The 25299-nt window shown below is 75.0% G+C and carries 18 protein-coding genes; 12 read left to right on the top strand and 6 right to left on the bottom strand.

Annotation, left to right across the window (positions count from 1 at the left end; genetic code table 11):
* Positions 1 to 17: 17 nt before the first annotated feature.
* Positions 18 to 2519: an ATP-dependent helicase HrpB gene (hrpB, locus tag PT931_RS25620; RefSeq protein WP_456248301.1), complete on the top strand. Its 2502-nt coding sequence runs from the start codon at positions 18 to 20 to the stop codon at positions 2517 to 2519.
* 108 nt (positions 2520 to 2627) lie between these two features.
* On the opposite strand, the gene PT931_RS25615 is transcribed toward hrpB, so the two are convergent.
* Entirely contained in the window at positions 2628 to 3500 is an 873-nt protein-coding gene (locus PT931_RS25615) for a M23 family metallopeptidase (protein WP_456248248.1), read from the bottom strand.
* Between the two features lie 164 nt (positions 3501 to 3664).
* On the opposite strand from PT931_RS25615, the gene PT931_RS25610 reads away from it, so the two are divergent.
* Entirely contained in the window at positions 3665 to 5632 is a 1968-nt protein-coding gene (locus PT931_RS25610; protein ID WP_456248247.1) for a BTAD domain-containing putative transcriptional regulator, read from the top strand.
* Positions 5633 to 5813: 181 nt separating this feature from the next.
* Here PT931_RS25610 and PT931_RS25605 read toward each other — a convergent pair whose 3' ends face one another.
* Positions 5814 to 6908, bottom strand: coding sequence for a golvesin C-terminal-like domain-containing protein (locus tag PT931_RS25605; RefSeq protein ID WP_456248246.1), 1095 nt, complete (start codon positions 6906 to 6908; stop codon positions 5814 to 5816).
* A gap of 292 nt (positions 6909 to 7200) precedes the next feature.
* Here PT931_RS25605 and PT931_RS25600 point away from each other — a divergent pair, with 292 nt between their 5' ends.
* The 4 genes from PT931_RS25600 to PT931_RS25585 are packed head-to-tail and all read left to right on the top strand — an operon-like array spanning position 7201 to position 12056.
* The gene (locus PT931_RS25600; RefSeq protein ID WP_456248245.1) at positions 7201 to 8556 is read left to right on the top strand and encodes a discoidin domain-containing protein; all 1356 of its coding nucleotides are present in this window, start codon (positions 7201 to 7203) and stop codon (positions 8554 to 8556) included.
* A gap of 1 nt (position 8557) precedes the next feature.
* Entirely contained in the window at positions 8558 to 9754 is a 1197-nt protein-coding gene (locus PT931_RS25595) for an MFS transporter (protein ID WP_456248244.1), read from the top strand.
* Positions 9751 to 10692 (top strand): TolB family protein, encoded by a 942-nt coding sequence (locus PT931_RS25590; protein WP_456248243.1) that lies wholly within the window; start codon positions 9751 to 9753, stop codon positions 10690 to 10692. The genes PT931_RS25595 and PT931_RS25590 overlap by 4 nt, the downstream gene beginning before the upstream one ends.
* Positions 10693 to 10742: 50 nt before the next feature.
* Positions 10743 to 12056 (top strand): FAD-dependent oxidoreductase, encoded by a 1314-nt coding sequence (locus PT931_RS25585; RefSeq protein ID WP_456248242.1) that lies wholly within the window; start codon positions 10743 to 10745, stop codon positions 12054 to 12056.
* Here PT931_RS25585 and PT931_RS25580 read toward each other — a convergent pair.
* Entirely contained in the window at positions 12028 to 13143 is a 1116-nt protein-coding gene (locus PT931_RS25580) for a M24 family metallopeptidase (protein ID WP_456248241.1), read from the bottom strand. The two genes, PT931_RS25585 and PT931_RS25580, sit on opposite strands and share 29 nt — an antisense overlap.
* Before the next feature lie 10 nt (positions 13144 to 13153).
* On the bottom strand, positions 13154 to 14041 hold the full coding sequence (locus PT931_RS25575) for an SMP-30/gluconolactonase/LRE family protein (RefSeq protein ID WP_456248240.1): 888 nt from the start codon (positions 14039 to 14041) through the stop codon (positions 13154 to 13156).
* 83 nt (positions 14042 to 14124) lie between these two features.
* Here PT931_RS25575 and PT931_RS25570 point away from each other — a divergent pair, with 83 nt between their 5' ends.
* The 5 genes from PT931_RS25570 to PT931_RS25550 all read left to right on the top strand — a co-directional run bounded on the left by PT931_RS25570 (position 14125) and on the right by PT931_RS25550 (position 21384).
* Positions 14125 to 14814 carry an SDR family oxidoreductase gene (locus tag PT931_RS25570; RefSeq protein WP_456248239.1) on the top strand — a complete coding sequence of 230 codons (690 nt, stop codon included), beginning with the start codon at positions 14125 to 14127 and terminating at the stop codon, positions 14812 to 14814.
* A gap of 183 nt (positions 14815 to 14997) precedes the next feature.
* On the top strand, positions 14998 to 17592 hold the full coding sequence (gene lanKC, locus PT931_RS25565; RefSeq protein ID WP_456248238.1) for a class III lanthionine synthetase LanKC: 2595 nt from the start codon (positions 14998 to 15000) through the stop codon (positions 17590 to 17592).
* A gap of 21 nt (positions 17593 to 17613) precedes the next feature.
* Positions 17614 to 17748 carry a SapB/AmfS family lanthipeptide gene (locus PT931_RS25560; protein ID WP_456248237.1) on the top strand — a complete coding sequence of 45 codons (135 nt, stop codon included), beginning with the start codon at positions 17614 to 17616 and terminating at the stop codon, positions 17746 to 17748.
* Between the two features lie 76 nt (positions 17749 to 17824).
* Positions 17825 to 19591: an ABC transporter ATP-binding protein gene (locus tag PT931_RS25555; RefSeq protein ID WP_456248236.1), complete on the top strand. Its 1767-nt coding sequence runs from the start codon at positions 17825 to 17827 to the stop codon at positions 19589 to 19591.
* On the top strand, positions 19588 to 21384 hold the full coding sequence (locus tag PT931_RS25550; RefSeq protein ID WP_456248235.1) for an ATP-binding cassette domain-containing protein: 1797 nt from the start codon (positions 19588 to 19590) through the stop codon (positions 21382 to 21384). Before PT931_RS25555 ends, PT931_RS25550 begins: the two co-directional genes overlap by 4 nt.
* Here PT931_RS25550 and PT931_RS25545 read toward each other — a convergent pair.
* Complete coding sequence (locus PT931_RS25545; protein ID WP_456248234.1) at positions 21363 to 21965, bottom strand: response regulator transcription factor; 603 nt, start codon at positions 21963 to 21965, stop codon at positions 21363 to 21365. The two genes, PT931_RS25550 and PT931_RS25545, sit on opposite strands and share 22 nt — an antisense overlap.
* Positions 21966 to 22058: 93 nt before the next feature.
* Positions 22059 to 22919, bottom strand: coding sequence for an SDR family oxidoreductase (locus tag PT931_RS25540; protein ID WP_456248233.1), 861 nt, complete (start codon positions 22917 to 22919; stop codon positions 22059 to 22061).
* A 152-nt stretch (positions 22920 to 23071) separates the two neighbouring features.
* Between PT931_RS25540 and PT931_RS25535 the strand changes: the two genes are divergently transcribed.
* Positions 23072 to 25252 carry a HelD family protein gene (locus PT931_RS25535; RefSeq protein WP_456248300.1) on the top strand — a complete coding sequence of 727 codons (2181 nt, stop codon included), beginning with the start codon at positions 23072 to 23074 and terminating at the stop codon, positions 25250 to 25252.
* Positions 25253 to 25299 lie beyond the last annotated feature (47 nt).

The following is a 25299-nucleotide window of genomic DNA, read 5'->3' as shown; positions in this document are numbered from 1 at the left end:
CGTGCGAAGCTGTCGGCATGCTGCCGCCGCCGGGACCGGACACCGACCTGCCGATCCGGGCCGTGCTCGCGTCCCTGCTGGATGCGCTGGAGCACCACCACGCGGGGGTACTGGTCGCCCCGCCCGGCACCGGCAAGACGACCCTCGTGCCCCTGGCCCTGGCCGGCGCCGTGACCGGCACGGTGATCGTGGCCGAGCCCCGCCGGGTGGCCGCCCGGGCCGCCGCGCGCCGGATGGCGGCCCTGCTGGGCGAGCAGGTCGGCGAGTCCGTCGGGTACGCGGTGCGCGGCGAGCGCAGGGTCGGCCCGCGGACCCGGATCGAGGTGGTCACGACCGGGGTCCTGGTCCGCCGCCTCGGCCGGGACCCCGACCTGCCCGGGGTCGGCGCGGTGATGCTCGACGAGTGCCACGAACGGCACCTGGACACCGACCTGGCCCTGGCGTTCACCGTGGACGTCCGCGCGGCGCTGCGGCCCGACCTGTGGCTGCTGGCCACCTCCGCGACCGCCGAGGCCGACCGGCTGTCCCGGGTGGTGGGCGGGCCGGTGGTGTCCGCCGACGCGGCCCTGCACCCGGTGCGGACCGTGTGGTGCCCGCCCGACCGGCCGATCCCGCCGCCGCACGGGCTGCGGGTCGATCCCCGGTCGCTGGACCACGTGGCGGCCACGGTCCGGCGGGCGCTCCGCGAGGCCGACGGTGACGTGCTGGTGTTCCTGCCCGGGGCGGGCGAGATCGCGGGGGTCGCCGGGCGCCTGGCGGGGCTGACCGACCGGAACGGGCCCGTGGAGATCGTCACCCTGCACGGGCGGCAGGCGGCCGGTACCCAGGACGCGGCCCTGCGGCCGAGCGCCCACCGCCGGGTCGTGCTCGCCACGGCGGTGGCCGAGAGCAGCCTCACCGTGCCCGGGGTGCGGATCGTGGTGGACGCCGGCCTGGCCCGTTCGCCCCGGATCGACCTGGCCCGGGGACTCGGCGCGCTGGTCACCGGCCGGGTGTCGAAGGCCTCGGCCACCCAGCGCGCGGGGCGGGCGGGCCGCGAGGCGGAGGGCTGGGCGTACCGGTGCTGGTCGGAGGGCGAGCACGACCGCCTCCCCGCGCACGCCGAACCGGAGGTGGCCGTCGCCGACCTGACCGCCTTCCTGCTCGAACTGGCCTGCTGGGGCAACCCCGGCGGCACCGGACTGGAGCTGCTCGACCCGCCGCCGGCCGCGTCGGCGGAGGTGGCCGGGGCGACCCTGCGGGCGCTCGGCGCGGTGGACGACGCCGGCCGGGTCACGCCCCGGGGTCGGGCCATCGCGGCCGTCGGCGCGCATCCCCGCCTGGCCCGGGCCCTGCTCGACGGGGTCGGGCTGGTCGGGGCGCGCCGGGCGGCCGAGGTGGTGGCGCTGCTGTCGGAGGAGGCGCACACGACCGACGACCTGGCGGCGGACTGGCGGCGGCTGCGGGACAACGTGGACCGCGCGGCGACGGCCCGCTGGCGCGACGAGACCCGCCGCCTGCTGCCCGACCGGCCCCGCGACAGCGCCCCGGACGCGCGGGTGCCCGACGAGGCCGCCGCCGGGATCGTGGTGGGCCTCGCGTTCCCGGAGCGGCTCGCGCGGCTCCGCCGGGCCGGGGGCCGGGAGTACCTGATGGCCGGCGGCACCGGGGCCGACCTGAACGAGGGCTCCCCCCTGACCGGCCTGCCCTGGCTCGCCGTCGCCACCGCCGACCGCCCGACCGGCCGCGCGTCGGCCCGGATCCGGCTCGCCGCCCCGCTGGACGAGGCCACGGCCCGCGAGCTCGCCGGCGCCCTGGTCCGCACCGAGGAGCAGGTCACCTGGGCCGACGGCGACGTCCTGGCCCGCCGGGTCGAACTCCTCGGCGCGATCGTCCTGGTGGAGCGCCCCCTGCCGTCCCCGGACCGCGAACTGGTCGCCGCGGCGCTGCTCACCGGCCTGCGCAAGGAGGGTCTGGGCCTGCTCGACTGGTCCCCCGCCGCCCGGGGCCTGCGGGACCGGCTGGCCTGCTGCCACCGGGCGCTCGGGGAGCCGTGGCCGGCCGTGGACGACGGGACGCTGCTGGACCGGGCCGGGGAGTGGCTGGGGCCGGAGCTGCGGAAGGCCACCCGGCGGGGCCAGCTGGCCCGGACCGATGTGGCGTCCGCGTTGCGCCGTCTGGTGCCGTGGGCGCAGGCGGCCCGGCTCGACCAGGTGGTCCCCGAGCGGTTGGCCGTCCCCAGTGGTTCGATGGTGCGGCTCGACTACGCGGACCCGGCCGCGCCGGTACTCGCCGTGCGGGTGCAGGAGGTGTTCGGCTGGGCCGCGTCGCCGACCGTGGCCGAGGGGCGGGTGCCGGTCGTCCTGCACCTGTTGTCCCCGGCCGGGCGGCCGGTCGCGGTCACCGCCGACCTGCCGTCGTTCTGGCGGAACGCGTACCCGCAGGTCAGGGGCGAGTTGCGCGGGCGGTACCCCCGGCATCCGTGGCCGGAGGACCCGACCACCGCCCCGCCGACCCGACGGGTGACGCCCCGGAAGTAGGCGCGGGTGGGCGCGCCGGTGCGCCGTGGGCCCGTCGACGGACCCACGGCGCGACGCGGTCGGGACGGGACGGGCGTGGCCCCTCAGCCCCCGCCCGTCACCCGGCCACTAGCAGTGTTCGAAGCCCGACGTGTAGCTCGAGCCGCCCGCGCTGCCGCCCCACTTCACGCAGTTGGGCGAGGTGCGCACCACCGGGCCGGCGTACTCGGTGAAACTCCCCGAGTCCGTGGTCCGCGACGCCCCCTGTGGTTCCAGGAACGCGCTGGTGGCCGTACCCGTGCCCACGCTGGTCATCTTCAGGGTCACCGCGCAGTTCTGCGAGGTGGAGCCCTTCCAGAGCAGGTTCGCGGTGCCGGCCGTGCCGAGCTTCACCGAGTCGGTCATCTCGAACCCGGCCCCGCACACGGTCGCCGGGTCGCGCTGGGTGGCGCAGTTGTGGCTGGTCGGGGTGGAGTTCGGGTAGCCGAACGTCGAGCCGTTGAACACGGCCTTGATGATGTGCGACTGCGAGCGGTCCGGGTAGCGCACCTCGAAGTGCAGGTGCGGGGAGATGCCGTTGCCCGGCTTGCTCGTGTTGCCGACGGAGCCGATGGCCTGGCCGCGCAGGACGGACTGGCCGGCGGTCACGGCGCGCTTGTTGAGGTGCGCGTAGTAGGTGTAGTAGCCGCCGCCGTGGTTGAGGACGATGAGGTTCCCGTACCCGTTGACGGAGCCCTGGTGGGCCGAGACCTCGACGGTGCCGGCGGCGGCGGCCAGGACGGTGTCGCCGAGGTCGGCGTTGGCCGAACTCCCCCGGTTGAAGTCCAGCTCCCAGGAGACGTGGGCGCTGCTGTTGTCGCTGTCGCCGTTCCAGGCCTGTCCACAGGGGAACGGCATCTGGAACGCCGGGGCGGCCGCCGAGGCGGGTTGGCTGGCCAGGAACACGCTCGACAGGCCGATGATCAGGGCGGCTGCGGCTCGCAGCGCCGGGCGGAGGCGCATGGTGGGCTCCTTTCGCGCGGTGGGTCCGCTGCTGCGCGGGGTGCGCCCAGCCTCACGCCCGGACCTCCAGGCGACCTCCAGAATTCCTCCACTCGCCACTGGTCCGGAAGATCCGACCCCGCTAGGCTCAGCCGCATCGATCATGAATCGTGGGTGATGTGTCGATGTCGGACGGCTTCGAACTGCGGATCCTCGGCCCGTTGGAGCTGGTCAAGGACGGGGTCCTCGTCACCGTCGAGGGCCGTAAACCCCGCCAGCTGCTGGCCACCCTCGCCCTGCACCACGGCCGCACCGTGTCGGTGGACCACGCCGTCGAGGTGCTCTGGCCCCAGCGGCGGCCCCGGTCGGCGGTGGCCAATGTGCACACCTACGTCAGCTACCTGCGCGGCCTGCTCGGCGACGAGCGCCTGCACCGCCAACCGCCCGGCTACCGGCTCCAGCTGGGCGACGGCGAGCTGGACGCGGCCCGGTTCGACGCCGCCGACCCGGACGCGCTGGACCTGTGGCGGGGCGAGCCCCTGGAGAATCTGCCACCGTGCCCGCTGTGGGCCCCGGAGGTGGACCGGCTCGTCGAGCGGTGGCGGGGCATCCGCCAGGCCCGGGCCGCCGCCGACCCGGCCGGCCGGCTGGAGGACCTGCGCGCCCTCGTCGACGAGGACCCGCTGCGCGAGGAGTCCTGGCTGCTGCTGATGACCGCTCTGGAGGCCACCGGCCGGCGCGCCGAGGCCCTGGCCGCCTACGCCCGGGCCCGCCGCGGCCTCGCCGAGGAGCTGGGCGTCGAGCCCGGCGAGCCGCTGCGGGCCCTGCACCGCTCGCTGCTGCTCCGCGACGAGGTGCCGCTGCTCGCCGGCGCCGACCGGCTCGACGGGGAGGCGACCGGGGTGCTGCGCGGCCTGGCGCAGCTCGGCCTGGGGCCGGTGCCCGGCTGGGTGGTCGGCGCGCTGTCGGACCGCACCTCCTGGCGGTCGGTGCTGGAGGCCCTGCACACCCATCGACTGGTACGGGCCCACGGCGTCGACGCCCTCGGCCAGGCCCGGTACGCGCTGCCGGTCCTCGTCGGCCTGCTCGCCCCCGACCTGCCCGGCGTCCCCGACCACGCGGCCGTGCGCAGGGTCCTCGGCGGCTACCTGGAACTCGCCGACCGGGCCGCCGCGTCGCTGCCGCCCCCGGTGTTCGGGCCCGGGGTCCGGGTCGCCGCGCGCTGGCCGGTGCCCGGCGGCGACGCGCTGACCGCGGACCCGGTGGCCTGGTTCGCCGCCGAGAGCGGGGCCCTGGTGGCGGCGGTCGGGCTGGCGGCGCGCGGCGGGTACGCGGACCTGGCCTGGGAACTCGCGCACGCCATGGTGCCGTGGTGCGACCTGGTCGGGCGGACCACCGACTGGGAGCGCACCGCCCGGGCCGCGCACGCCGCGTGCCGACGGGCCGGTGACCTGCTCGGCGAGGCGGTCACGCTGCGCGACCTGGGGCAGGTGCACCTCTACCGGGACCGGTACTCCGCGGCGACCGAGGCGTTCAGCCGCTCCCGGCTGCTGTACGCGCGGCTCGGCAACCCGCGCGGCGAGGCCGGGGCCCTGGCCGGGCTGGGCGCGGTGCACCGGATCCGGGGCGAACTGGACGCCGCGTACGACTGCCTCCGCCTCGCCCTCGCGTACTACGTGGCCGCCGACGACCGGCACGGCCAGGCGTACGTGCACGGCGCGCTCGGCATGGCCCTGCGGGTGGGCGGGAACCTGCCGGCGGCGGCCGGGGCGCTGCGGACCGGCCTGCGGCTCGCCGGGGAGGTCGACGACACGCACCGCACCGCGCACCTGACCCACCAGCTCGGCCTGCTGCGGCTGCGGTCCGGGGACCCCGCCGGGGCGCGGTCGGCGCTGGTGGCGGCGCTGGACCGGTTCGCGGCGCTCGGGGACGCGCACGGCGAGGCGTACTGCCTGACGGACCTGGCCGGGTTCGAACGCGGGGACGCGGCGGTGCGGCTGCTGACCCGGGCGTGGGAGATCTTCGAGCGGATCGGGGACCGGCGGGCTCAGGCGCGGACGGCGCGCCGGCTGGGCGAGTTGCACACGGGCGGGTCGCTGGCGGCGGCGTACACGTCGGAGGCCCTGCGGTTGCAGTCGACGGTGGACTCCTAGACCCCGCGCCGCCGGACGTCCCGTCGCCGGTTCATCGCGCGTCGACCTCCGCGCGCCGGGGGTGCGGCGGGACGGGAACCGGTCGGTTCCGGCGTCCAACGCGCGCAGGCAGGTTGACCCGCCGGGACCGGATGGGCCGACCTGCGGGCCGGGTGGGCGCCCCCACCCGGCCGGCGTCGGGTCAGACCCGGGTGACCCGGACCGCGTCGGCGATCACGTACTGGGTGCCCGACGTCCAGCGGCTCACCGCCACCAGGTCACGCGCCCCCGCCCCGAACGCGAACGTCCCCAGGTCCCGCCACCCTCCCCCGTTGACCTGCTGGTTCACGGTCACGGTCCGGCTGCCCCCGGAGGCGAACACCACGAACGGGGTGGCCGCGTTGTAGCCGGCGTCGGCCGGGTACCAGGTTTCGACCCGGTAGTTCGCCGCCGCCGGCAGGGTGGCCGAGAAGTAGGCGGCGTCGCTGGCCCCGACCGGGGTGGCGAACCGGTAGTCGCCGCCGTGCCGCTGGGCGGAGAAGCTGGACACGTCCCAGGCGGCCGACGCCCGGAAGCCGGCGGACGCGTTGTCGACGACGACCGAGAACGCCGGGGTGCCGTCGAGCCGGGCGGCCACGTCGAGCCGCAGCTGCGGGAGCCTGGCGTAGAACGCGTCGCCGGGGCAGCTGGTGGACACGTAGTCGCGGTGCCCGTAGATCTTCGTCGGCGCGATCGCGTACCGCTCGCAGATGTACGCGCACAGGTCGACCAGCTTGTTCCACTGGGCGGTGGTGGGCGTGGCCGAGATGTAGGTGCCCTCGTTCTCGATCCCGATGGCCTGGTTGTTCTGCCCCGGGCAGTGCGCGCCGACCACCATGCCGTTGCCGCTGGTCAGGTGGGCGAGGCTGAAGTGCCGGCCCTCGGTGACGTACCCGCCGCGGCTGACCGTGAGGTGCTGGCCGGTGTCGGACCAGTGGTTGCTGTCCATGTGGAAGTTCTGGATGGCCCGGGCCAGGGAGTGGGCGTGCGCCTGGGAGTAGTCGGTGACGTTCGGGGTGGCGGTGTGGTGGATCAGGATCTTGTTGGCGTCGGTGCTGATCTCGGTCAGCGGGTCGGCCGGCGGGCGGGCGCCCCAGGTGGCGCAGCTGGCGATGGCGGGCGCGGGCACGGTGGCCGAGGCGGGGCCCGCGAGTTCGAGGCCGCCGACGGTGGCGCCGGCGCCGAGGGCAACGGCGCCCCGGAACACGGAGCGGCGGGACAGGGCGGCGGTGAGCAGGGCGCGGTCGGGGTCGGACATGTTTCCTCCACGGAGGAGTAGGGACGGGTGACCGCCCCGCGCAGCGCCACCCTTTCTATCAGCGATCTTGGATGGACTCAAGGGTGCCAATTGATAGTTAGACTACTTGACAAATAATGCCATGATCCGCTGTGATCGACCCAACGGCTCGGCGCGGCCTCCCCACCTGAGGTGACGCGCTCAGTACGAAGCACTGACCCGGCCGTCGGCGGGCCCCTGCGCCCGCTGAGCCATCGCCCTCCCCATGGGGGCGGTGGGGTCCGTCCGCGTTTCCGCTGACCAGGAGGCAGACGTGTTCCGTTTGCGCCATACCGTCATTCCCATCACGCTCGTCGCGGCCCTGTTAGGCGTCGGGGTCACCGCCGCCGAGGCCGCCGACCCGCTGCTGTCCCGCGACAAGCCCGCCACCGCCTCGTCGGTGGAGTCGTCCAGCTTCTCCCCCAACAAGGCCGTGGACGGCACCACCAGCACCCGGTGGGCCTCCCAGGAGGGCCACGACCCCGAGTGGCTGCAGGTGGACCTCGGCGCGGTGTCCGCCGTGTCCCGGATCAAGGTGGTCTGGGAGGCCGCCTACGCCAAGAAGTACACGTTCGACCTGTCCAACGACGGGACCAACTGGATCCGGGTGCACACCACCACCGACGGCGACGGGGGCACCGACGACCGCACCGGCCTGTCCGGGGCCGGCCGCTACGTCCGGGTGAACGGCACCCAGCGCGGCACGTCCTACGGATACTCGATCAAGGAACTCGAGGTGTACGGCACCCAGGGCCCCGGCCCCACGCCCAGCCCCTCGACCAGCGCGAGCCCGACCGCCAGCCCGACGGCGTCCCCCTCACCGGGCGGCGGCTCCTTCGTCGTCGCGGCGGCCGGGGACATCGCCGCCCAGTGCACGGCGTCCTCGTCCAGCTGTCAGCACCCGAAGACGGCCAAGCTCGTGACGAACATGAACCCCAAGTTCGTGGTCACCATGGGTGACAACCAGTACGACGACGCGCGGCTCTCGGACTACAAGGCGTACTACGACACCACCTGGGGCGCGTTCAAGGCCAAGACCCGGCCCGTCCCCGGCAACCACGAGACCTACGACCCGGCCGGGTTCGAGGTCGGCTACAAGAGCTACTACGGCTCCATCGCCTTCCCCCAGGGCAAGAGCTACTACAGCTACAACGAGGGCAACTGGCACTTCGTCGCCCTCGACTCCAACCTGCTCGACACCCCCGAGCAGCTCAACTGGCTGAAGGCCGACCTGGCCGCCAACACCAAGGGCTGCATCGCGGCGTACTACCACCACCCGCTGTTCAGCTCCGGTGAGCACGGCAACGACCCGGTCAGCAAGCCGGTGTGGGACGCCCTGTACGCGGCCCGCGCCGACCTGGTCCTCAACGGCCACGACCACCACTACGAGCGGTTCGGCCCGCAGACCCCCACCGCGCAGAGCAACGCCAACGGCATCGTGGAGATCCTGGGCGGGATGGGCGGCGCGCCGCCGTACGCGATCGAGAACGTGCAGCCCAACAGCCTCAAGCGGATCACCGGCAAGTTCGGTGTGCTGAAGCTGAACTTCACGGACACGACGTTCACCTCGACCCTCATCGGGGCGGACAACAGCGTGCTGGACACCAGCCCGACGTACACCTGCCACTGATATGTACGTCGCACTCGACCGGGACGCGCGTCGCGCGTCCCGGTCCGGGCGGGTCGCCGGCACGGTGCTCGTGCTCGGCACGGTCAGCCTGGTCACCGACATCTCCTCCGAGATGGTCACGGCCGTCCTGCCGCTCTACCTGGTGCTCGGGCTGGGACTCAGTCCGCTCCAGTTCGGATTCCTCGACGGGCTGTACGGGGGCGTCACCGCCCTCGTCCGGCTCGCCGGGGGCCGGGCGGCCGACCGCTGGCAGCGGCACAAGCTCGTCGCCGGGATCGGCTACGGACTGTCCGCGCTGTCCCGGTTCGGTTTCCTGGTGGGCACCATGCCGTGGCTGGTCGGGGCGCTGGTCGTCGACCGGGCCGGCAAGGGCATCCGGACCGCGCCCCGCGACGCGCTGATCACGCTCAGCTCGCCGGCCGGGGCGCTGGGCCGGGCGTTCGGGGTGCACCGCGCGATGGACACGGCCGGGGCCCTCCTCGGTCCGCTGGTCGCGTTCGCGATCCTCGCGGTGGCGTCCGGCGGGTACGACGCCGTGTTCGTGGTCAGCGGCTGCATCGGCGGCTTCGGGGTGCTGCTGCTGGCGCTGTTCGTCAAGGAGGCCCCCCAGATCGCCCGGGAGGCGGTGGCCGCCCGGATCACGGCCGGGCCGGCGGTGCGGCGGATCTGCCTGACCGCCGCGCTGCTCGGGGTGGTGACGGTCGCCGACCCGTTCGTCTACCTGGTGCTCCGGGACCGGCTCGCGCTCCCCGACACGTACTTCCCGCTGTTGCCGCTCGGCACGGCGGGGGTCTACCTGGCCCTCGCCGTACCCGCCGGCATCCTGGCCGACCGGTTCGGCCGGCGCACCGTGTTCCTCGCGGGGCACGGGGCGCTCGGGCTCGCGTACCTGCTGCTGCTCTCGCCGCTGGCCGGCGCGGGCCTGCTGGTGGCGACCCTCGCCCTGCACGGGGTGTTCTACGCGGCCACCGACGGGGTCCTGATGGCCCTGGCCGGCCCGCTGTCGACCCCCGAGCGCCGGACCGGGACCCTCGCCCTCGTGCAGACGGCGCAGGCGGTGGCCCGGTTGTTCTCCTCGGTGCTGTTCGGCGCCGCGTGGACCGGCTGGGGGCTGACGGCCGCGCTGGCCGCCGCCGCCGTCGGGCTCGTGCTCGCGCTGGCCTGTGCCCCGTTCCTGCTGCCGAAGGAGGTCCCGTGAGGACCCGACTGTGGATCGCCCTGGCCGCGACGGTGGCGCTCGTCGCCGTCGCCCTCGGGTACACCGTGTACGCCGCCCGCCGGGTCACGGCCGGCGGCGAGGCGCTGACCCTGGACGCCGGGGCCACCCTGTTCCGGGGGCCCGACGGCCGGGTGTCGGCCCGCACGCCGGAGGGCGGCGTGACCGTCGGGGAGCGCACCTGCGACCGGTTCTCGGCGGCGTCGGGGGTCGGGCTGTGCCTGGTCGTGCAGCCCGGCGCGGTGGCGACCACCACCGCGATCGTCCTGGACGGCTCGCTGCGGGAGACCCGGCGGATCCAGCTCGCGGGGATCCCCAGCCGGGCCCGGGTGTCGCCGACCGGCCGGTTCCTGGCGTGGACGACGTTCACGACGGGTGACTCCTACGCGGCGGCGGGCACGTTCTCCACGGCCACCGGCATCCTGGACGGCCGGACCGGCAACCTGGTCACGAACATCGAGAACCTCCAGCTGTACGTGGACGGGCAGCGCTACCACGCGCCCGACGTCAACTTCTGGGGGGTGACCTTCTCCGCCGACGACAACACGTTCTACGCGACCGTGGCGACCAGGGGCCGCACCCATCTCGTGAAGGGCGACTTCGCCGGGTGGCGGGTCGAGACGGTGCGGGAGAACGTCGAGTGCCCGTCGCTGTCGCCGGACGGCCGGCGGGTCGCGTACAAGAAGAAGGTCGGTTCGGGGTGGCGGTTGCACGTCCTGGATCTGTCCACCCTGGCCGACACGCCCCTCGCGGAGTCCGCCGAGGTGGACGACCAGGCGGTCTGGTTCGGCGACAGCACGGTCGGCTACGGCCGGGCCGGGACGGTGTGGACGGTGCCCGCCGACGGCTCCGGAGCGCCCACCCGCCTCGTTGAGGGAACCTCACCTTCTCCCGCGCTGGCAGCTCCACAAACGGGGTGAGAGGGCATAACATCGGTGCAATGGTGACCACTTCGGATCAGACTGCTGTCGTGATCGGAGCCGGGATCGCCGGCCTGTCCGCGGCCCGCGCCCTGGCCAACCACTTCGGCCGGGTGGTCGTCCTCGACCGCGACCGGCTCCCCGACGCCGCCGATCCCCGCCGGGGGGTGCCGCAGGGCGGCCACGGCCACGTGCTGCTGCTCGCCGGCCTGCGGGCCCTGGAGGAACTGTTCGGCGACGTGACCGAGGAGCTGCTGGCCGCCGGCGCGAGCGCGTTCGACGCCGGGCTGGGGCTGCGGTTCCACCGGTTCGGGTACAGCTGGCCGATCGACGAGCCGCTGGGCCTGCGGCTGGTGTCGTTCAGCCGGCCGCTGCTGGAGCTGACCCTGCGCAACCGGGTGACCAAGCTGGCCGCCGTCGAGTTCCGCGACACCGTGGCCGTCACCGAGCTGACCGGCGCGGACGGCCGGGTCACCGGGGTCCGCCTCGACGACGGGACGACGATCGACACCGGCCTGGTCGTCGACTGCACCGGTCGGGGCTCGCGCTCCGACCGCTGGCTGGGCGCGCTCGGCCACGAGGCCCCGAAGGTCACCGAGGTCAAGATCGGCGTGGGGTACGCGAGCCGGCTGTACCGCCGCTCCCCCGACGACCTGGCCCAGGGCAACGCCGTGCTCGTCGTGCCCGCCCCGCCCCACGAGCTCCGGGTCGGCCTGGCGCTGCCCGTGGAGGGCGACCGCTGGGTGGTGACCCTGGGCGGCTGGCACGGGGCGTACCCGCGCGACGAGGCCGGTTTCCGCGAGCACATCGACCTCCTGCCGCACCCCGACCTCGCCCACCTGCTCGCCCGCAGCGAACCCGTGACGGAGATCGTCTACCACCAGTTCCCGTCGAGCCGGCGGCGGCACTTCGAGGACCTGTCCGCCCCGCCCACGGGCTACCTCGCGCTCGGGGACGCGATCTGCAGCTTCAACCCCATCTACGGCCAGGGCATGACCTGCGCGGCCCTGGAGGCCCTCGAACTCGACCGGCTGCTGACCAGCCGGGAGACGGTGACCGCCGCGCTGTCCACGGAGTACTACCGCGCCGCCGCCCGGACCATCGCCACCCCCTGGCAGTTCGCAGTCGGCGGGGACTTCGCGTACCCGCTCACCGAGGGCCCCCGGCCCCGGGGCATCGGGTTCCTCAACTGGTACACCCGGAAGATGCAGGAGGCCGCGGGGGTGGACCTGGGCGTGCGGCGCACCTTCACCTCGGTGCAGCACCTCGTCACGCCGCCCGCCGTCCTGCAACGGCCGGCGATGATGTGGAAGGTGCTGTGGGCGGCCCGACGGGCTACAGCAGGACGAGCTCGCGCCCGGTGACGTTCAGGCGCTCGCCGCCGTCCGGGGTGCACACCACGATGTCCTCGATCCGCGCGCCGTGCCGGCCCGGCAGGTAGATGCCGGGCTCCACGGAGAACGCCATCCCCGGCTCCAGCGGCCGGGCCGAGCCGGCCACGATGTAGGGCTCCTCGTGGGTCTCCAGGCCGATGCCGTGCCCGGTCCGGTGGATGAACTGCTCCCCGTAGCCGGCGGCGGTGATCAGGTCGCGGCCGACCGCGTCGAGCGCCTCGGCCGTCATCCCCGGCTTCACCGCTTCGGTCTGGGCGGTCTGGGCGGCCAGCAGCACGGCGTAGTACGCCAGGAAGTCGGCGGGCGGGGCGCCGACGGCGTAGGTGCGGGTGGAGTCCGAGCAGTACCCGTCGGGCATCGTGCCGCCGATGTCCACCACCACCGGGTCGCCGGCCGCGATCGTCCGGTCGGAGACCTCGTGGTGCGGGCTGGCCCCGTTCGGGCCGGACGCGACGATGACGAAGTCGACCCGGGCGTGCCCCTCGGCGAGGAGGGCCTCGGCGATGTCGCGGGCCACCTCCCGCTCGGTGCGGCCCGCGCGCAGCCAGTCGGCCATCCGGGTGTGCACCCGGTCGATGGCCGCCCCGGCCCGGCGCAGCGCGGCCACCTCCGCCGGGGACTTGCGCATCCGCAGCCCGTGCAGCAGCGCCCCCGCCAGGCCCTGTTCGGCCCCGGGCAGCGCGGCCCGGAAGCCGAACACCTTCTCCGCCCACATGTGGTCGTCCACGGCGACCCGGCCGACGCCCTTCGGCAACCGGGCCGCGACCAGAGCGTACGGGTCCTCGGTCTCCGCCCAGCCCACGATCTCGACGCCCAGCCCGCCGACCGGGGACGCCTCCGCGGCCGGCTTCTCCAGGCGGGGCACCACGAGGAACGCCTCGCCCTCGGCCGGCAGCACCAGGCAGGTGAGCCGCTCCAACGGCAGCGCCTCGTACCCGGTCAGGTAGCGCAGGTCGGGGCCCGGGGAGACCAGCAGGGCGTCGTAGCCGGCGGCGACGGCGGCCGCGCGGGCCCGGTCGAGCCGGTCGGCCGGGTACAGCTCAGCGTCGTGGGTCACGGCCCCCAGCCTAGTGACCGGTCGCCGGGGACACGCTGGTTTCGGGAGCCAACCGCACGGCGCTCACGGTGAACGGGGCCCGGGCCGTGCCCTCCCGACCGGCGAGGAACTGCGAGTTGACCAGCAGGAACCTGCCGTCGAGGTGCGCGATGGTCGTCGGGTGGTCGGCGGCGGGGCGGTCCCAGCGGTGCGTGATCCGCCCGGAGCGCGCGTCGGGGGCCAGCTCGATCCGGCTGATGTAGAAGGCCACGTCGCCCTCCAGGAGTTCGGCGTTGTCGCAGGTGTACAGCGCGCCGTCGACGAGGACCATGCCGTCGGCGGCCAGTTCCCCGTCGAGGGTCACGTGCTCGGCCGCGCGGGTGGCCACGTCGACCCGCCACAGCACCTCGGTGCCCTGGGCGGCGATCAGCAGGGTCGCGCCGTCGTGCACGGCGACGATCCCGTTCAGGTAGGGCATGTCCTCGGCCGCGCCGAGCACCAGCCACTCCTCGGCCTCGCCGATCTCCTCCCCGACCGGCACCCGCCAGACGACGGGGCGCTCGGAGTCGGTGACGTAGGCGTACTCGCCGACGACGAACACGTCGTTGAGCAGGGTCAGCTCCGCCGGCACCCGGCACTTGGCGACGAGGTGGCCGCCCGCCAGGTCGTAGGCGAACAGGTAGCCGGTCCGTGAGCCGCAGACCAGCAGCCGGCCGTGCCCGTCGACGGCCATGCCGAGCGCGCCCGTCCGGCCGTCGGCGCCCGCGGGTTGCCACACCTCCAGCTCGGGGCGGTCCGTGCGGCCCCGGTAGACGGTGCCCTGCCGGGCGCTGGACACGTAGAAGCTGCGGCCGTCGGGGCCCTCGGTGATGCCCTCGGGAAACACGTCCTCGCCGGGCAGTACGTAGTCTGTGGTCACAGCCGGCGATGCTAGTCCTACCGCCCGACAACTGCCACGGTGTTGCCAGGACCCGACCCGGGACGGCTGGCAGGATGGGTCCCATGGCGAACTCACTGCTCACCGGGGCGACCGGCGGGATCGGCACACTCATCGCGCGAAAGCTGCACGACCGGGGGGACAACCTCTTCCTGCTCGGGCGGGACGGGGCCGCGCTCGAAGCGCTGGCGAAGGAGTTTCCGGGTACGGAGGTGCTGGTCGCCGACGTGGGGCGCCCGGCGGACCTCGCCGGGGAGCTGGCGGGCCGGCTGCCCGGCCGGCTCGACGCGCTCGTGCACTGCGCCGGCGCCGTCGAGCTGGGGCCGGTGGCCGAGCTGGGCCCGGACGTGTGGCAGACGATGCTGACGGTGAACCTGGCCGGGCCGGCCGAGCTGACCCGGCTGGCACTGCCCGCCCTGCGCGCCGCGGCCGGGCACGTGGTGCTCGTCAACTCCGGCGCGGGCCTGGCGGCGCACGCCGGCTGGAGCGCGTACGCGGCGAGCAAGTTCGGGCTGCGCGGGTTCGCCGACGCGCTGCGCGCCGAGGAGCACGGCAACGGTGTCCGGGTCACGAGCGTCTACCCGGGGCGGACCGCGACGGCCATGCAGGAGAAGGTGCACCAGCAGGAGGGCGCGGACTACGAGCCGAAGGAGTGGATCCAGCCGGAGAGCGTCGCCACGGCCGTCCTCGCGGCGCTCGACCTGCCCCGGGACGCGGAGGTCACCGACCTGACGGTCCGGCCCGGACTGCGGTAGGTCCATGGAGGACAGTGGTCCGCGTACCGTTGGGAGTGCTTTTCTAAACGTGTTTCCGGTTGTGAAATATCCACGAATCATCGGTGAGCATTTCATATCCGGCACATGACGGAGTGCACTGTTCCGCCGTGTCCATCCCCCGAATGATGGACCTCGATACCACAGTCGAGGGATCGAGGCGGCATGGCGCAACGGTACGAGGACTACTGCATGGCGGATCGGACCTTCTACGACGCCATCGGCTCGGCGGCGACCGCCGGGCAGTCCTTCGCCACCGCCGCCCGCCCGCTCCCCGACGGCTGGGCCCGGGCGGAGCAGGACGACTGGCTGGTGTTCCGCCGGCCGGCCGACCCGCTGCCGGCCCAGGGCTGGAAGATCCACGCGTCGGCCACCCGGGAGAACGCGGACCGGGTCCTCGACGCGGTCTGGGAACACTGCGTGCCGCGCGGCATCGGCTTCAAGTTCCTCCGCTCCCCCGACGCGCTGTCGGCCCGGGTGTCGAAGAACGCGCCGCGCGGCCACAGCGGCAAACTCGTCACCATCTACCCGGCCGACGACGCCGCCTGCGAGGCCATCCTCACCGAGCTGGGGGCGGTGCTCGACGGGGAGCCCAACCCGGCCATCCTCACGGACCTGCGCTGGGGCTCCGGGCCGCTGCACGTGCGCTACGGGGCCTTCACGCACCGGTACCTGGTGGCCGCCGACGGCGAGCGGGTGCCCGCCATCGCCGCCCCGGACGGCACGCTCGTCCCCGACCGGCGCGACCCCGTGTTCCACGTGCCCGAGTGGGTCACGCTGCCGGCGTTCCTCGCCCCGCACCTGGCCGCGCGCAACGCCGTGCACGTCGCGGACCTGCCGTACACCATCGACGGGGTGCTGCACTTCTCCAACGGCGGCGGCGTGTACACCGGCAAGGACACCCGGACCGGCGCGCGGGTCGTGCTCAAGGAGGGCCGGCCGCACGCGGGGCTCGACTCGCACGGGCACGACGCGGTCCGCCGGATCGAGCACGAGCACGCGATCCTCCGCCAGCTCGACGGCGTCCCCGGCATCCCCCGCGCCCTCGACCTGTTCACCCTGGGCGAGCACCGGTTCCTGGTGATGGAGCACGTCGACGGCACCGTGCTCAACCGGGCGATCGTCGCGCGCTACCCGTTGACGGACCCGGCGGCCGGGGCCGCCGACCGCGCCCGGTACACCGACTGGGCGCTGGACATCCAACGCCAGGTCGAGGAGACCCTCGCCGCCGTGCACGCCCGCGGCGTGGTCTACGGCGACCTGCACCTGCTCAACATCCTGGTCCGCGAGGACGACACCGTGGCCCTGCTCGACTTCGAGGTCGCCACCCAGATCGGGGACCCGGTCCGCGCCGGCCTGGGCAACCAGGGTTTCGCCGCGCCGCGCGGGGTCACCGGCGTCGACCGCGACCTGTACTCCCTGGCCTGCCTGCGCCTGGCCCTGTTCCTGCCGATGACGAACCTGCTGTGGCTGCACCGGCCGACGGCCCGCCGGCACGCCGAGACGATCCAGGACCACTTCCCGGTGCCGCCGTCGTTCCTCGCCCGCGCCGTCGACGTGATCGCGCCCGCGGAGCTGCCCTCGGCGCCCGTGGCCCGGATCGAACCCGACCCGGCCGGCTGGCCCGACCTGCGCGACAGCCTGGCCCGCGCCATCGTGGCCAGCGCCACGCCCGGCCGCGGCGACCGGCTGTTCCCCGGCGACATCGCGCAGTTCACGCTCGGCGGCCTGGGGCTCGCCCACGGCGCGTCCGGCGTGCTGCACGCGCTGTCGGTCACCGGGGCCGGCCGGCACCCGGAGTTCGAGGACTGGCTGGTCCGGCACACCCGCGACCCGCACCCCGACACCCGGCTCGGCCTGTACGACGGCCTGCACGGCGCCGCCTTCACCCTCGACCACCTCGGCCACCGCCAGGCGGCCCTCGACGCCGTGGACGTGTTCCTCGGCGAGAAGTGGCACACCCTGGGCACCGACCTGTTCGGCGGCCTGGCCGGCGCGGGCCTCAACCTGCTGCACCTGGCCGACCGGACCGGCGAGCCCACGCTGCGGGTGGCCGCGCACCGGGCCGCGGAACTGGTCGCCGAACGGCTGGGCGAGACCGCGGACGGCGGCACGACGAGCGGCGGCAAGGAGCCCTACGCCGGGCTGATGCGCGGCGGGGCGGGCCGGGCGTGGCTGCTGCTGCGGACCTACGACGACACCGGCGACCCGGCGTTCCTCGAGCACGCGGCCGTGGCGCTGCGCCAGGACCTGCGCCGGTGCCGGGTCCGCGACAACGGGGTGCTGGAGGTGGACGAGGGCTGGCGGACGAACCCGTACCTCGACGTGGGCAGCGTGGGGCTGGGCATGGTCCTCGACGAGTACCTGGCCCGAGGCGCCGACGAGGAGTTCGCGGTCGCCAGCCGGGGCGCGCAGCTCGCCGCCCGGTCCCCGATGTACGTCCTCCCGGGCCTGTTCACCGGCCGGGCCGGCATCCTGCTCTACCTCGCCGGCCGTTCACCGGAGCCCCGGACCGACCCCGAGGTGGCCCGCCAGGTCCGCGGCCTCGACTGGCACGCCCTGCCCTACGGCGACGGGACGGCCTTCCCCGGCACCGCGCTGCTGCGGCTGTCCATGGACCTGGCCACCGGCACCGCCGGCGTGCTCCTCGCGCTGGGCGCCGTCCTGCACGACTCGCCCGTGCACGCGCCGCTGCTCACCCCCGGTCGACGCCCCGCGCCGACCCCACAGACCCCCGCGCCGTCCGGCGCGGGTCACTGAAATCCCTCAAAGGAGATTCCCATGGTTCTTCTCGACCTGCAGGGCATGACCACCGCTCCCGAGAACGGCGGCGGCGGCCACGGTGGCCACGGCAGCACGCTGAGCGTCACCCTGTGTGGCCACGGCAGCGGCCTGAGCGTCCTGATCTGCGACTAGTACCACCCCGCACGCAGACCGCGGCCCCGGACGATTGTCGCTCGTCCGGGGCCGCGGCCCGTACCGAGGAGTGTAGGTGAACCAGCCCGGGGAGATCTCGCGTCGCGGCGGCGGATGGCTGCCGCTGATCGGGGTGACCGCACTGGGCGGGGCGCTGGCCCGGCTGGGGCTGCCGTGGGTCCTCGGGAACGCCGTCGACGCCCTGGTCGGCACCGCACGACCCACCGGCCCCGGTGGGTACTCCTGGACCACCTGGGCCGTGCTCGCCGTCGTCGTGGCCGTGGCCTGCGACCTCGCCGGCTCCTATGCCGGGGCCGCGTCGGTCGCCGACACTACCGCCCGGCTGCGCCACCGCCTCCTCCGCCACATCCTCGACCTCGGACCCGGCCGCGCGCGCCCCTTCGCCCCCGGCGACCTGTCCACCCGGTTGACCTCCGCCGCCGCGTCGGCCGCGCACGCCGGTCCCAGCCTCGTCCTGCTCGCCGCCGCCGTCGTGCCCCCGGCGGGCAGCCTCGTCCTGCTGGCCGTCCTCGACCCGTGGCTGGCCGTGGCGTTCCTCGCCGGCCTCGGGCTCGTCGCGCTCGTGCTGCGCGCCTTCACCCGGCGGACCACCGAGGCCGCCCTCCGCTACCAGGAGACCCAGGGGCAGCTCGCCGGCCGGCTCACCGAGGCCCTCACCGGGGCCCGCACGATCGCCGCGGCCGGCACCGTCGACCGGGAGGAGGCGCGGGTGCTGCGTCCGTTGGCGGAGCTGCACCGGCACGGGGTACGCGCGTGGCAGGTGCTCGCCCGGACCGGCGCCCAGGGCGCGCTCGTGGGGCCGCTCGTCCTCGTCGCGGTGCTCGCCGCGGGGGGACTCGCGCTGGTCGACGGCCGGATCACGGCGGGCGAACTGTTCGCCGCGAGCCAGTACGCCGTCCAGGGCGCGGGGCTCGGCGGGCTCACCGGGCTGCTCGGGCGGCTGGCCCGGGCCAGGGCCGGGGGCGACCGGGTGACCGAGGTCCTCGCGGTCCCGCCCACCATCCACGGCACGCGGTCGCTGCCCGAGGGTCCCGGCCGCCTCCAGTTCCTCGACGTCACCGTCCACGCCGGACACCTGTCGCCGTCCGCGCCCGTCGCCGCGCCTGGCGACCCCTCCGCCGGCCCGGCACCGGGCGGATCCGGGGCCCCGGCGTCGCTCGACGGGGGCGGGGTCCCGGCTCTGCTGGACCGGGTCACGCTGGACCTGCCCGGAGGCGCCGCCGTGGCCGTCGTGGGCCTGTCGGGAGCCGGCAAGTCGGTGCTGGCCGCGCTCGCCGGCCGGTTGCGCGACCCCGACGCCGGCTCCGTCCTCCTCGACGGCGTCCCCCTCCCCGAGCTACCGCACCCCGCCCTGCGGGCGGCTGTCGCCTGCGCCTTCGAGCGCCCCGTCCTCGTCGGCGACACCGTGGCCGACGCCGTCGGCATGGGCCGGCCCCTCACCCACGTCCTCGCGGCCGCGCACGCCACCCGCGCCGCCGAGTTCGTCACCCGGCTCCCCCGGGGCTACGGCACCGCGCTCGCCGCCGCGCCGATGTCCGGCGGCGAGGCCCAGCGGCTCGGCCTGGCCCGCGCCTGGCACGCCGACCGGCTGCTCGTCCTCGACGACGCGACGTCCAGCCTCGACATGGTCACCGAGATGCGGATCAGCCGGACGCTGACGGAGGACCACGGGCACCGTACCCGTCTGATCGTGACCCACCGGGTGTCCACGGCGGCCCGGGCCGACCTCGTGGTGTGGCTGGAGGCCGGCCGGGTCCGCGCGGTCGGCCCGCACGCGGCACTGTGGACGGACGCCGACTACCGGGCGGTGTTCCCGACGTGAGACGCGAGCTGCGCTACGCCGGGCGTACCCTGCGGCGGCGCGCCACCGGGGCGTTCCTGGCCTGGTCGGTCCCCGAGGCGCTGCCGGCCGCGCTGTCCGGGCTGGCCGTCGCGCGCGCCGTGGACACCGGGTTCCTCGCCGGCCGCCCGTGGGTGGGACTGGCCTGGCTCGGCGCGCTGCTCGCCGCCGCCGGGATCGGCGCCCTCGGGGCCCGGCAGGTGTACCTGCGCCTCGGCGACCTCGTCGAACCGTTCCGCGACGACCTGGTCCGGCTCGTGGTGCGCGGCGCGCTACGGCGGGGCGTCGCCGGCCGCCCGGACGACGGGGCGGTCGCGCGGCTGACCCACCAGGTGGAGATCGCCCGGGACACCTACGCGGGACTGGTCGTCGTCGTGCGCGGCTTCGTCGTCACCGCCGCCGGGGCCGCCGTCGGGCTGGCCTCCACCGCGCCGGTGATCCTGCTGCTGGTCGGGCCGCCGTTCCTGCTCGGGCTCGGCGCGTTCCTGACCACGCTCGGGGTGGCCGCCGGCCGGCAGCGCGCGTACGTCCGCTCCGACGAACGGCTGTCCAGCACGGCCGGGACGGTGCTCGCCGGGCTGCGGGACGTGACCGGGAGCGGCGGGGAGGCGTACGCGGCGGCGCTGGTCGGCGGCCCCGTCGGACACCAGGCGACGGCGGAGCTGGCCCTGGCCCGGGTCGGCGCGCTGCGGACCCTGTGCTTCGCGGTCGGCGGCTGGGGACCGCTGCTGGTCCTGCTCGCCGCCGCGCCGTGGCTCGTCGGCCGGGGCCTGACCGCCGGCGCCCTGCTGGGCGGGCTGACGTACGTGCTGGTCGGGCTCCAGCCCGCGCTGGGCGCGCTCGTCAACGGGCTGGGCGGCAGCGGGCTGCGGTTCGTGGTGACCCTGGGGCGGATCCTGGACGCGGCGGCCGCGGCGGAACAGCCCGTGCGCCCGGGGCCGCCCGCCGGCCGAGTGGCTCCATCGGACGGGTACGCGGCCTCGACCCGGCCGGGCGCACCGGCCGAGGGCGCCGCCCGGACGTCCGGCGCGGTCGCGGCGGACCTGGTCCCGCCATCGGACGGGTACGCCATCGCCGTGCGCGGCCTCACCTTCGCCTACGGCCCCCACTCCCTGCCGGTGCTCCGGAACCTGCACCTCGACGTGCCCGAAGGCGACCACCTCGCCGTCGTCGGCCCGAGCGGGATCGGCAAGTCCACCCTGGCCGGCCTGCTGTGCGGGCTGCTGCCCCCCGACGCCGGCACCGTGACCGCCCCACCCACCGACCGGCGCGTCCTCATCCCCCAGGAGGCATACCTCTTCACGGGTACCGTCGGGGAGAACCTGCGCTACCTGCGCCCCACCGCCCCCGACCCGCTCCTCGACGACGCGGTGGCCGCGATCGGGGCCACCGACCTGGTGACCCGCCTCGGCGGCTACCCCGGCACCGTCACCCCGGGCGCGCTGTCCGCCGGGGAACGCCAACTCCTCGCCCTGGTCCGGGCGTACCTGGCCGACGCGCCCGTCGTCGTCCTCGACGAGGCCACCTGCCACCTGGACGCGGCGGCGGAACGGCGGGCCGAGGAGGCGTTCGCGGCGCGCGGCGGCACGGTGGTGGTGATCGCGCACCGGATCAGTTCCGCGCTCCGGGCCCGCCGGGTGCTGGTCCTCGACGGGGTGACCGCCGCGCTCGGCGACCACGACACGCTCCTGGCGACGTCCCCCCTGTACCGCGAGCTGCTCGGCCACTGGCAGTCGGAGACGGCACCGGGCGCTCAGACCCAGCCGGCGTCCTGAGCGATGCGGATGGCCTCGATCCGGTTCCGGCCGCCGATCTTCGACACCGCGCTGGAGAGGTAGTTGCGCACCGTGCCCGTACTCAGGAAGAGCTCCGCCGCGATCTCCCGGGCCGGCGCGCCGTCGACGGCCTTGCGGAGCACCTCGCGCTCGCGGGTCGTGAGGGGGTTGTTCTCCGCCGACAGCGCGGCCACCGCGATCTGGACGTCCATCACCGGCTTGCCGAGCGCGAGCTGCCGGATGCCCTCGACGAGCTGGCGGGGCGAGGCGTCGGTGGCCAGGAACCCGACCCGGGGCGCCAGCCGGGTGAGGGTGACGCCGATGGTGGCGCAGGTCCGCCGGTCGACCAGGACCAGGATCCCCGCCTCCGGCAGCCCCTCGCACAGGGTCACGCACAGCTCGTCGACCTCCACCGTGCCCGGTAACGCGATGTCGAGGACGACGACATCGGGCCGCTCACGGAGGGCGACGTCGAGGATCTCCTCGCCGCGGCCCACCTCGGCCACGACGACCAGGTCGCGCTCCCGGGCCAGCATCGCACCCAGTGCTCCCCGCCAGAGCGCCCTCTCGTGTCCGAGCACCGTGCGAATCAACGAACCCCCAAGTCGGTCACTCCCCGTGCCAATCTCCCTTTCCCCAGCGTAGCCATGGCATAGCAACCAGTCGATTGTCGACTATCCGACCACCTCGGGAGGTTTGACGGAACGTGAGCCCAGAAGCTGGGACAGCGTGGTCCCCGGCCGGCCGGAGAGCCGGGGAACCGCGTCGCTGACGCCCGCCAGTTCCCCGGCGGCAATCGCCGTGTACGTGCTCACCCACGCGTCGAGCTGCCAGTCGGGGGCGCCGTAGGAGGCCCGCGACGCGTACGCCTCCGGGACGGTCTCCGGGTGGTAGGTGACCGTCCGCCCGGTCCGCGCGGTCAGGACGGCGGCGACCTCGGCGAGGGTCAGCGCCTCGGGGCCGGTCAGGTCGTAGCTCTCCCCGTCGTGCGCGGCCGGGTCGGTGAGCACGGCGGCGGCGCACGCGGCGATGTCGTCCTGGGCGACGGCGGCCACCCTGCCGTCGCCGGCCGGCCCCCGGATCACGCCGTCCGCGCCGACCATGTGGGGCAGGAAGTCGAGGTACAGGTTGTCCCGGAGGAACGTGGACGCGAGCCCGGAGGCGCGGATGTGCCGTTCGGTGGCCCAGTGGTCCCGGGCGAGGGTGAACGTCGCGTCGGGGCTCGCGCCGTGGAAGGAGACGTAGACCACCCGGCGGACCCCGGCGGCGGCCGCCGCGTCCACGAACGTGAAGTGCTGGTCGCGGCGGTCGGGGGACTCGGCGGCGGAGACCATGAACACCGTCTCGACGCCGTCGAGGGCCCAGCGGACGGCCTCCCCGTCCCCGTAGGAGGCCACGGCGAGTTCGGCGGACAGGTCGGGGGCGCGGGCGGGGTCGCGGACCAGGAGGCGCAGCGGCAGGCCGGCCGCCGCGAGCAGCCGGGCGACCCGGCCACCGAGCTGCCCGGTGGATCCTGTGACGGCGAGAGGAGTCATCACACCACCGTAGCGACGGGGCGTGGCTATACTGGGAAGTTCGTGCAACAAAAAAGAACCGCGTAAAAAGCGGTTCTGGCCATGACGGTACCAAACAAGGAGTTCGCTTGTCAACTGCCGCCGACTTCCGTGAGGAGCAGGACTACCTGTCCATGCTCTACGGCCAGCTCGACACCCTGCGCGCCCAGGCGCAGGACCGGCTGGCCACCGCCCTGCACTACACGCCCGGCGGCACGCCGCAGAACCGCTCCGAGCGCGACTCCGCGAGCGTCCTCTACACCGACCAGGTCGTCGAGTTCGGCGCGCTGGAGCACGGCCTGTGCTTCGGCCGCCTCGACCTCGACGACGGCACCGTCCGGCACATCGGCAGGATCGGGCTGTTCGACGCCGGGGGCGAGCACGCGCAGCTCCTGATGGACTGGCGCGCCCCGGCGGCCCGCTCGTTCTACCTGGCCACGGCCGCCGCGCCCGACGGGGTCCGCCGCCGCCGGCACATCCGCACCCAGGGCCGCTGGGTCACCGAACTCGACGACGAGGTCCTGGACCTGGCCGAGGCCGCCCGCGAGGACACCGAGGTCGGGATCGCCAGCGAGGCGGCGCTGTTCGCGGCCCTCGACGCCCGGCGGACCGGCCGGATGCGCGACATCGTGGAGACCATCCAGGCCGAGCAGGACGTGATCATCCGCTCGGACATGGGCGGGGTCCTCGTCGTGCAGGGCGGCCCCGGCACCGGCAAGACGGCCGTCGCCCTGCACCGGGCCGCGTACCTGCTCTACACGCACCGCGAACAGCTGTCCCGGCACGGCGTGCTGATCATCGGGCCGAACCCGACGTTCCTGCGGTACATCTCCCAGGTGCTGCCGTCGCTGGCGGAGACGGGCGTGCTGCTGCGTACCCCCGGCGGCCTGTTCCCCGGCGTGACCGCCACGGCGGCCGAACCGGCGCACGTCGCCGAGGTGAAGGGCCGGCTCGTGCTGGCCGAGGTGCTGGCCGGGGCGGTCGCCGACCGGCAGCGCGTCCCCGACGAGCCGATCGAACTGACCTACGACCGCGAACCGCTCTGGCTGGACCCGGTCACCTGCGACCGGGCCCGGACCCGCGCCCTGGGCACCGGCCGCCCGCACAACCTGGCCCGCGCGGTGTTCGCCGACGACGTCCTCGACGCCCTGGTCCGCCAGGCCGCCGACCGGATCGGCGCGGACCCGCTGGGCGGCGACAACCTGCTCGGCCCGGCCGACCTGGTCGAGATCCGCGAGGAGCTGGCCGCCGACCCGGAGGTGGCCGCGACCCTGGAGGAACTGTGGCCGGACCTGACCCCCGAACGCCTGCTCGCCGAGTTCTACGCCGACCGCGACCGGATCGACATCGCCGCCGGTGACCTGCTCACCCCCGCGGAACGTCTGTCGCTGTACCGGCCCGGCGGCGGCTGGACCCCCGCCGACGTGCCCCTGCTGGACGAGGCCGCCGAGCTGCTCGGCGAGGAGGAGGTCGTCGAGGTCGCCGGCCCGGCGGTCGACGCCGACTACGCGGAGGGCGTGCTCGACATCGCGCTCGGCTCCCGGTCCATCGACCTCGAGGACGAAATCGACCCGGAACTCCTCCTCGCCGCCGACGTCGTCAACGCGGGCCAGCTCGCCGAACGCCAGGAGGACGCCGAACGGCTCACCGCGGCCCAGCGCGCGGCGGCGGACCGGACCTGGGCGTTCGGGCACATCATCGTCGACGAGGCGCAGGAGCTGTCCCCGATGACGTGGCGGCTCCTGATGCGCCGCAGCCCCAACCGGTCGATGACGCTGGTCGGGGACGTGGCCCAGACCGGCGACCTGGCCGGCACGGCCTCCTGGCAGGACGCCCTCGGCAGGTACGTGGCCGAGCGCTGGCGGCTCGCCGAACTGACCGTCAGCTACCGCACCCCGGCGGAGATCATGGCCGTGGCCGCCGACGTCCTCGCCGAACTGGATCCCGCGTTGACAGCGCCGCGTCCGGTCCGGTCGGTCGGGGTCGAGCCGTGGGTGGAGCAGACCGGCGACCTGGCGGGCCGGGTCGCGGCGCTGGTCGCCGAGGAGGGTGCGCACGGCCGGGTCGGGGTGATCGTGCCCGAGAGCCGGGCCGAGCTGCGGGCCGTCGGCGGCCGGGACCAGGTGCTGACCGTGCGCGACGCGAAGGGTTTGGAGTTCGACTCCGTGCTGATCGTGGATCCGCAGGCGATCCTGGACGAGTCGCCGCGCGGGCACAACGATCTGTATGTGGCGTTGACGCGGTCGACGCGGCGGCTCGGGGTGCTGTGTCCCGGGGAGGTGCCGGAGGTGCTGCGGGCGCTCAAGCCGCGCTGACGGACGCCGGGCCGGAGGGTGTACGCCCTCCGGCCTCACTGGGACAT

This window comes from Longispora urticae, assembly GCF_053902585.1.
The sequence above is the reverse complement of the archived record's forward strand: the minus strand, read 5'-3'. Positions and strand labels throughout refer to the sequence as shown.

What these genes read in the sequence shown, in the direction of transcription:
- hrpB (WP_456248301.1), top strand. Translation starts at nt 18, where the DNA reads ATGCTGCCGCCGCCGGGACCGGACACCGACCTGCCGATCCGGGCCGTG.
- PT931_RS25615 (WP_456248248.1), bottom strand. Translation starts at nt 3,500, where the DNA reads ATGCGCCTCCGCCCGGCGCTGCGAGCCGCAGCCGCCCTGATCATCGGC.
- PT931_RS25610 (WP_456248247.1), top strand. Translation starts at nt 3,665, where the DNA reads ATGTCGGACGGCTTCGAACTGCGGATCCTCGGCCCGTTGGAGCTGGTC.
- PT931_RS25605 (WP_456248246.1), bottom strand. Translation starts at nt 6,908, where the DNA reads ATGTCCGACCCCGACCGCGCCCTGCTCACCGCCGCCCTGTCCCGCCGC.
- PT931_RS25595 (WP_456248244.1), top strand. Translation starts at nt 8,558, where the DNA reads ATGTACGTCGCACTCGACCGGGACGCGCGTCGCGCGTCCCGGTCCGGG.
- PT931_RS25570 (WP_456248239.1), top strand. Translation starts at nt 14,125, where the DNA reads ATGGCGAACTCACTGCTCACCGGGGCGACCGGCGGGATCGGCACACTC.
- lanKC (WP_456248238.1), top strand. Translation starts at nt 14,998, where the DNA reads ATGGCGCAACGGTACGAGGACTACTGCATGGCGGATCGGACCTTCTAC.
- PT931_RS25560 (WP_456248237.1), top strand. Translation starts at nt 17,614, where the DNA reads ATGGTTCTTCTCGACCTGCAGGGCATGACCACCGCTCCCGAGAACGGC.
- PT931_RS25540 (WP_456248233.1), bottom strand. Translation starts at nt 22,919, where the DNA reads ATGACTCCTCTCGCCGTCACAGGATCCACCGGGCAGCTCGGTGGCCGG.
- PT931_RS25535 (WP_456248300.1), top strand. Translation starts at nt 23,072, where the DNA reads ATGCTCTACGGCCAGCTCGACACCCTGCGCGCCCAGGCGCAGGACCGG.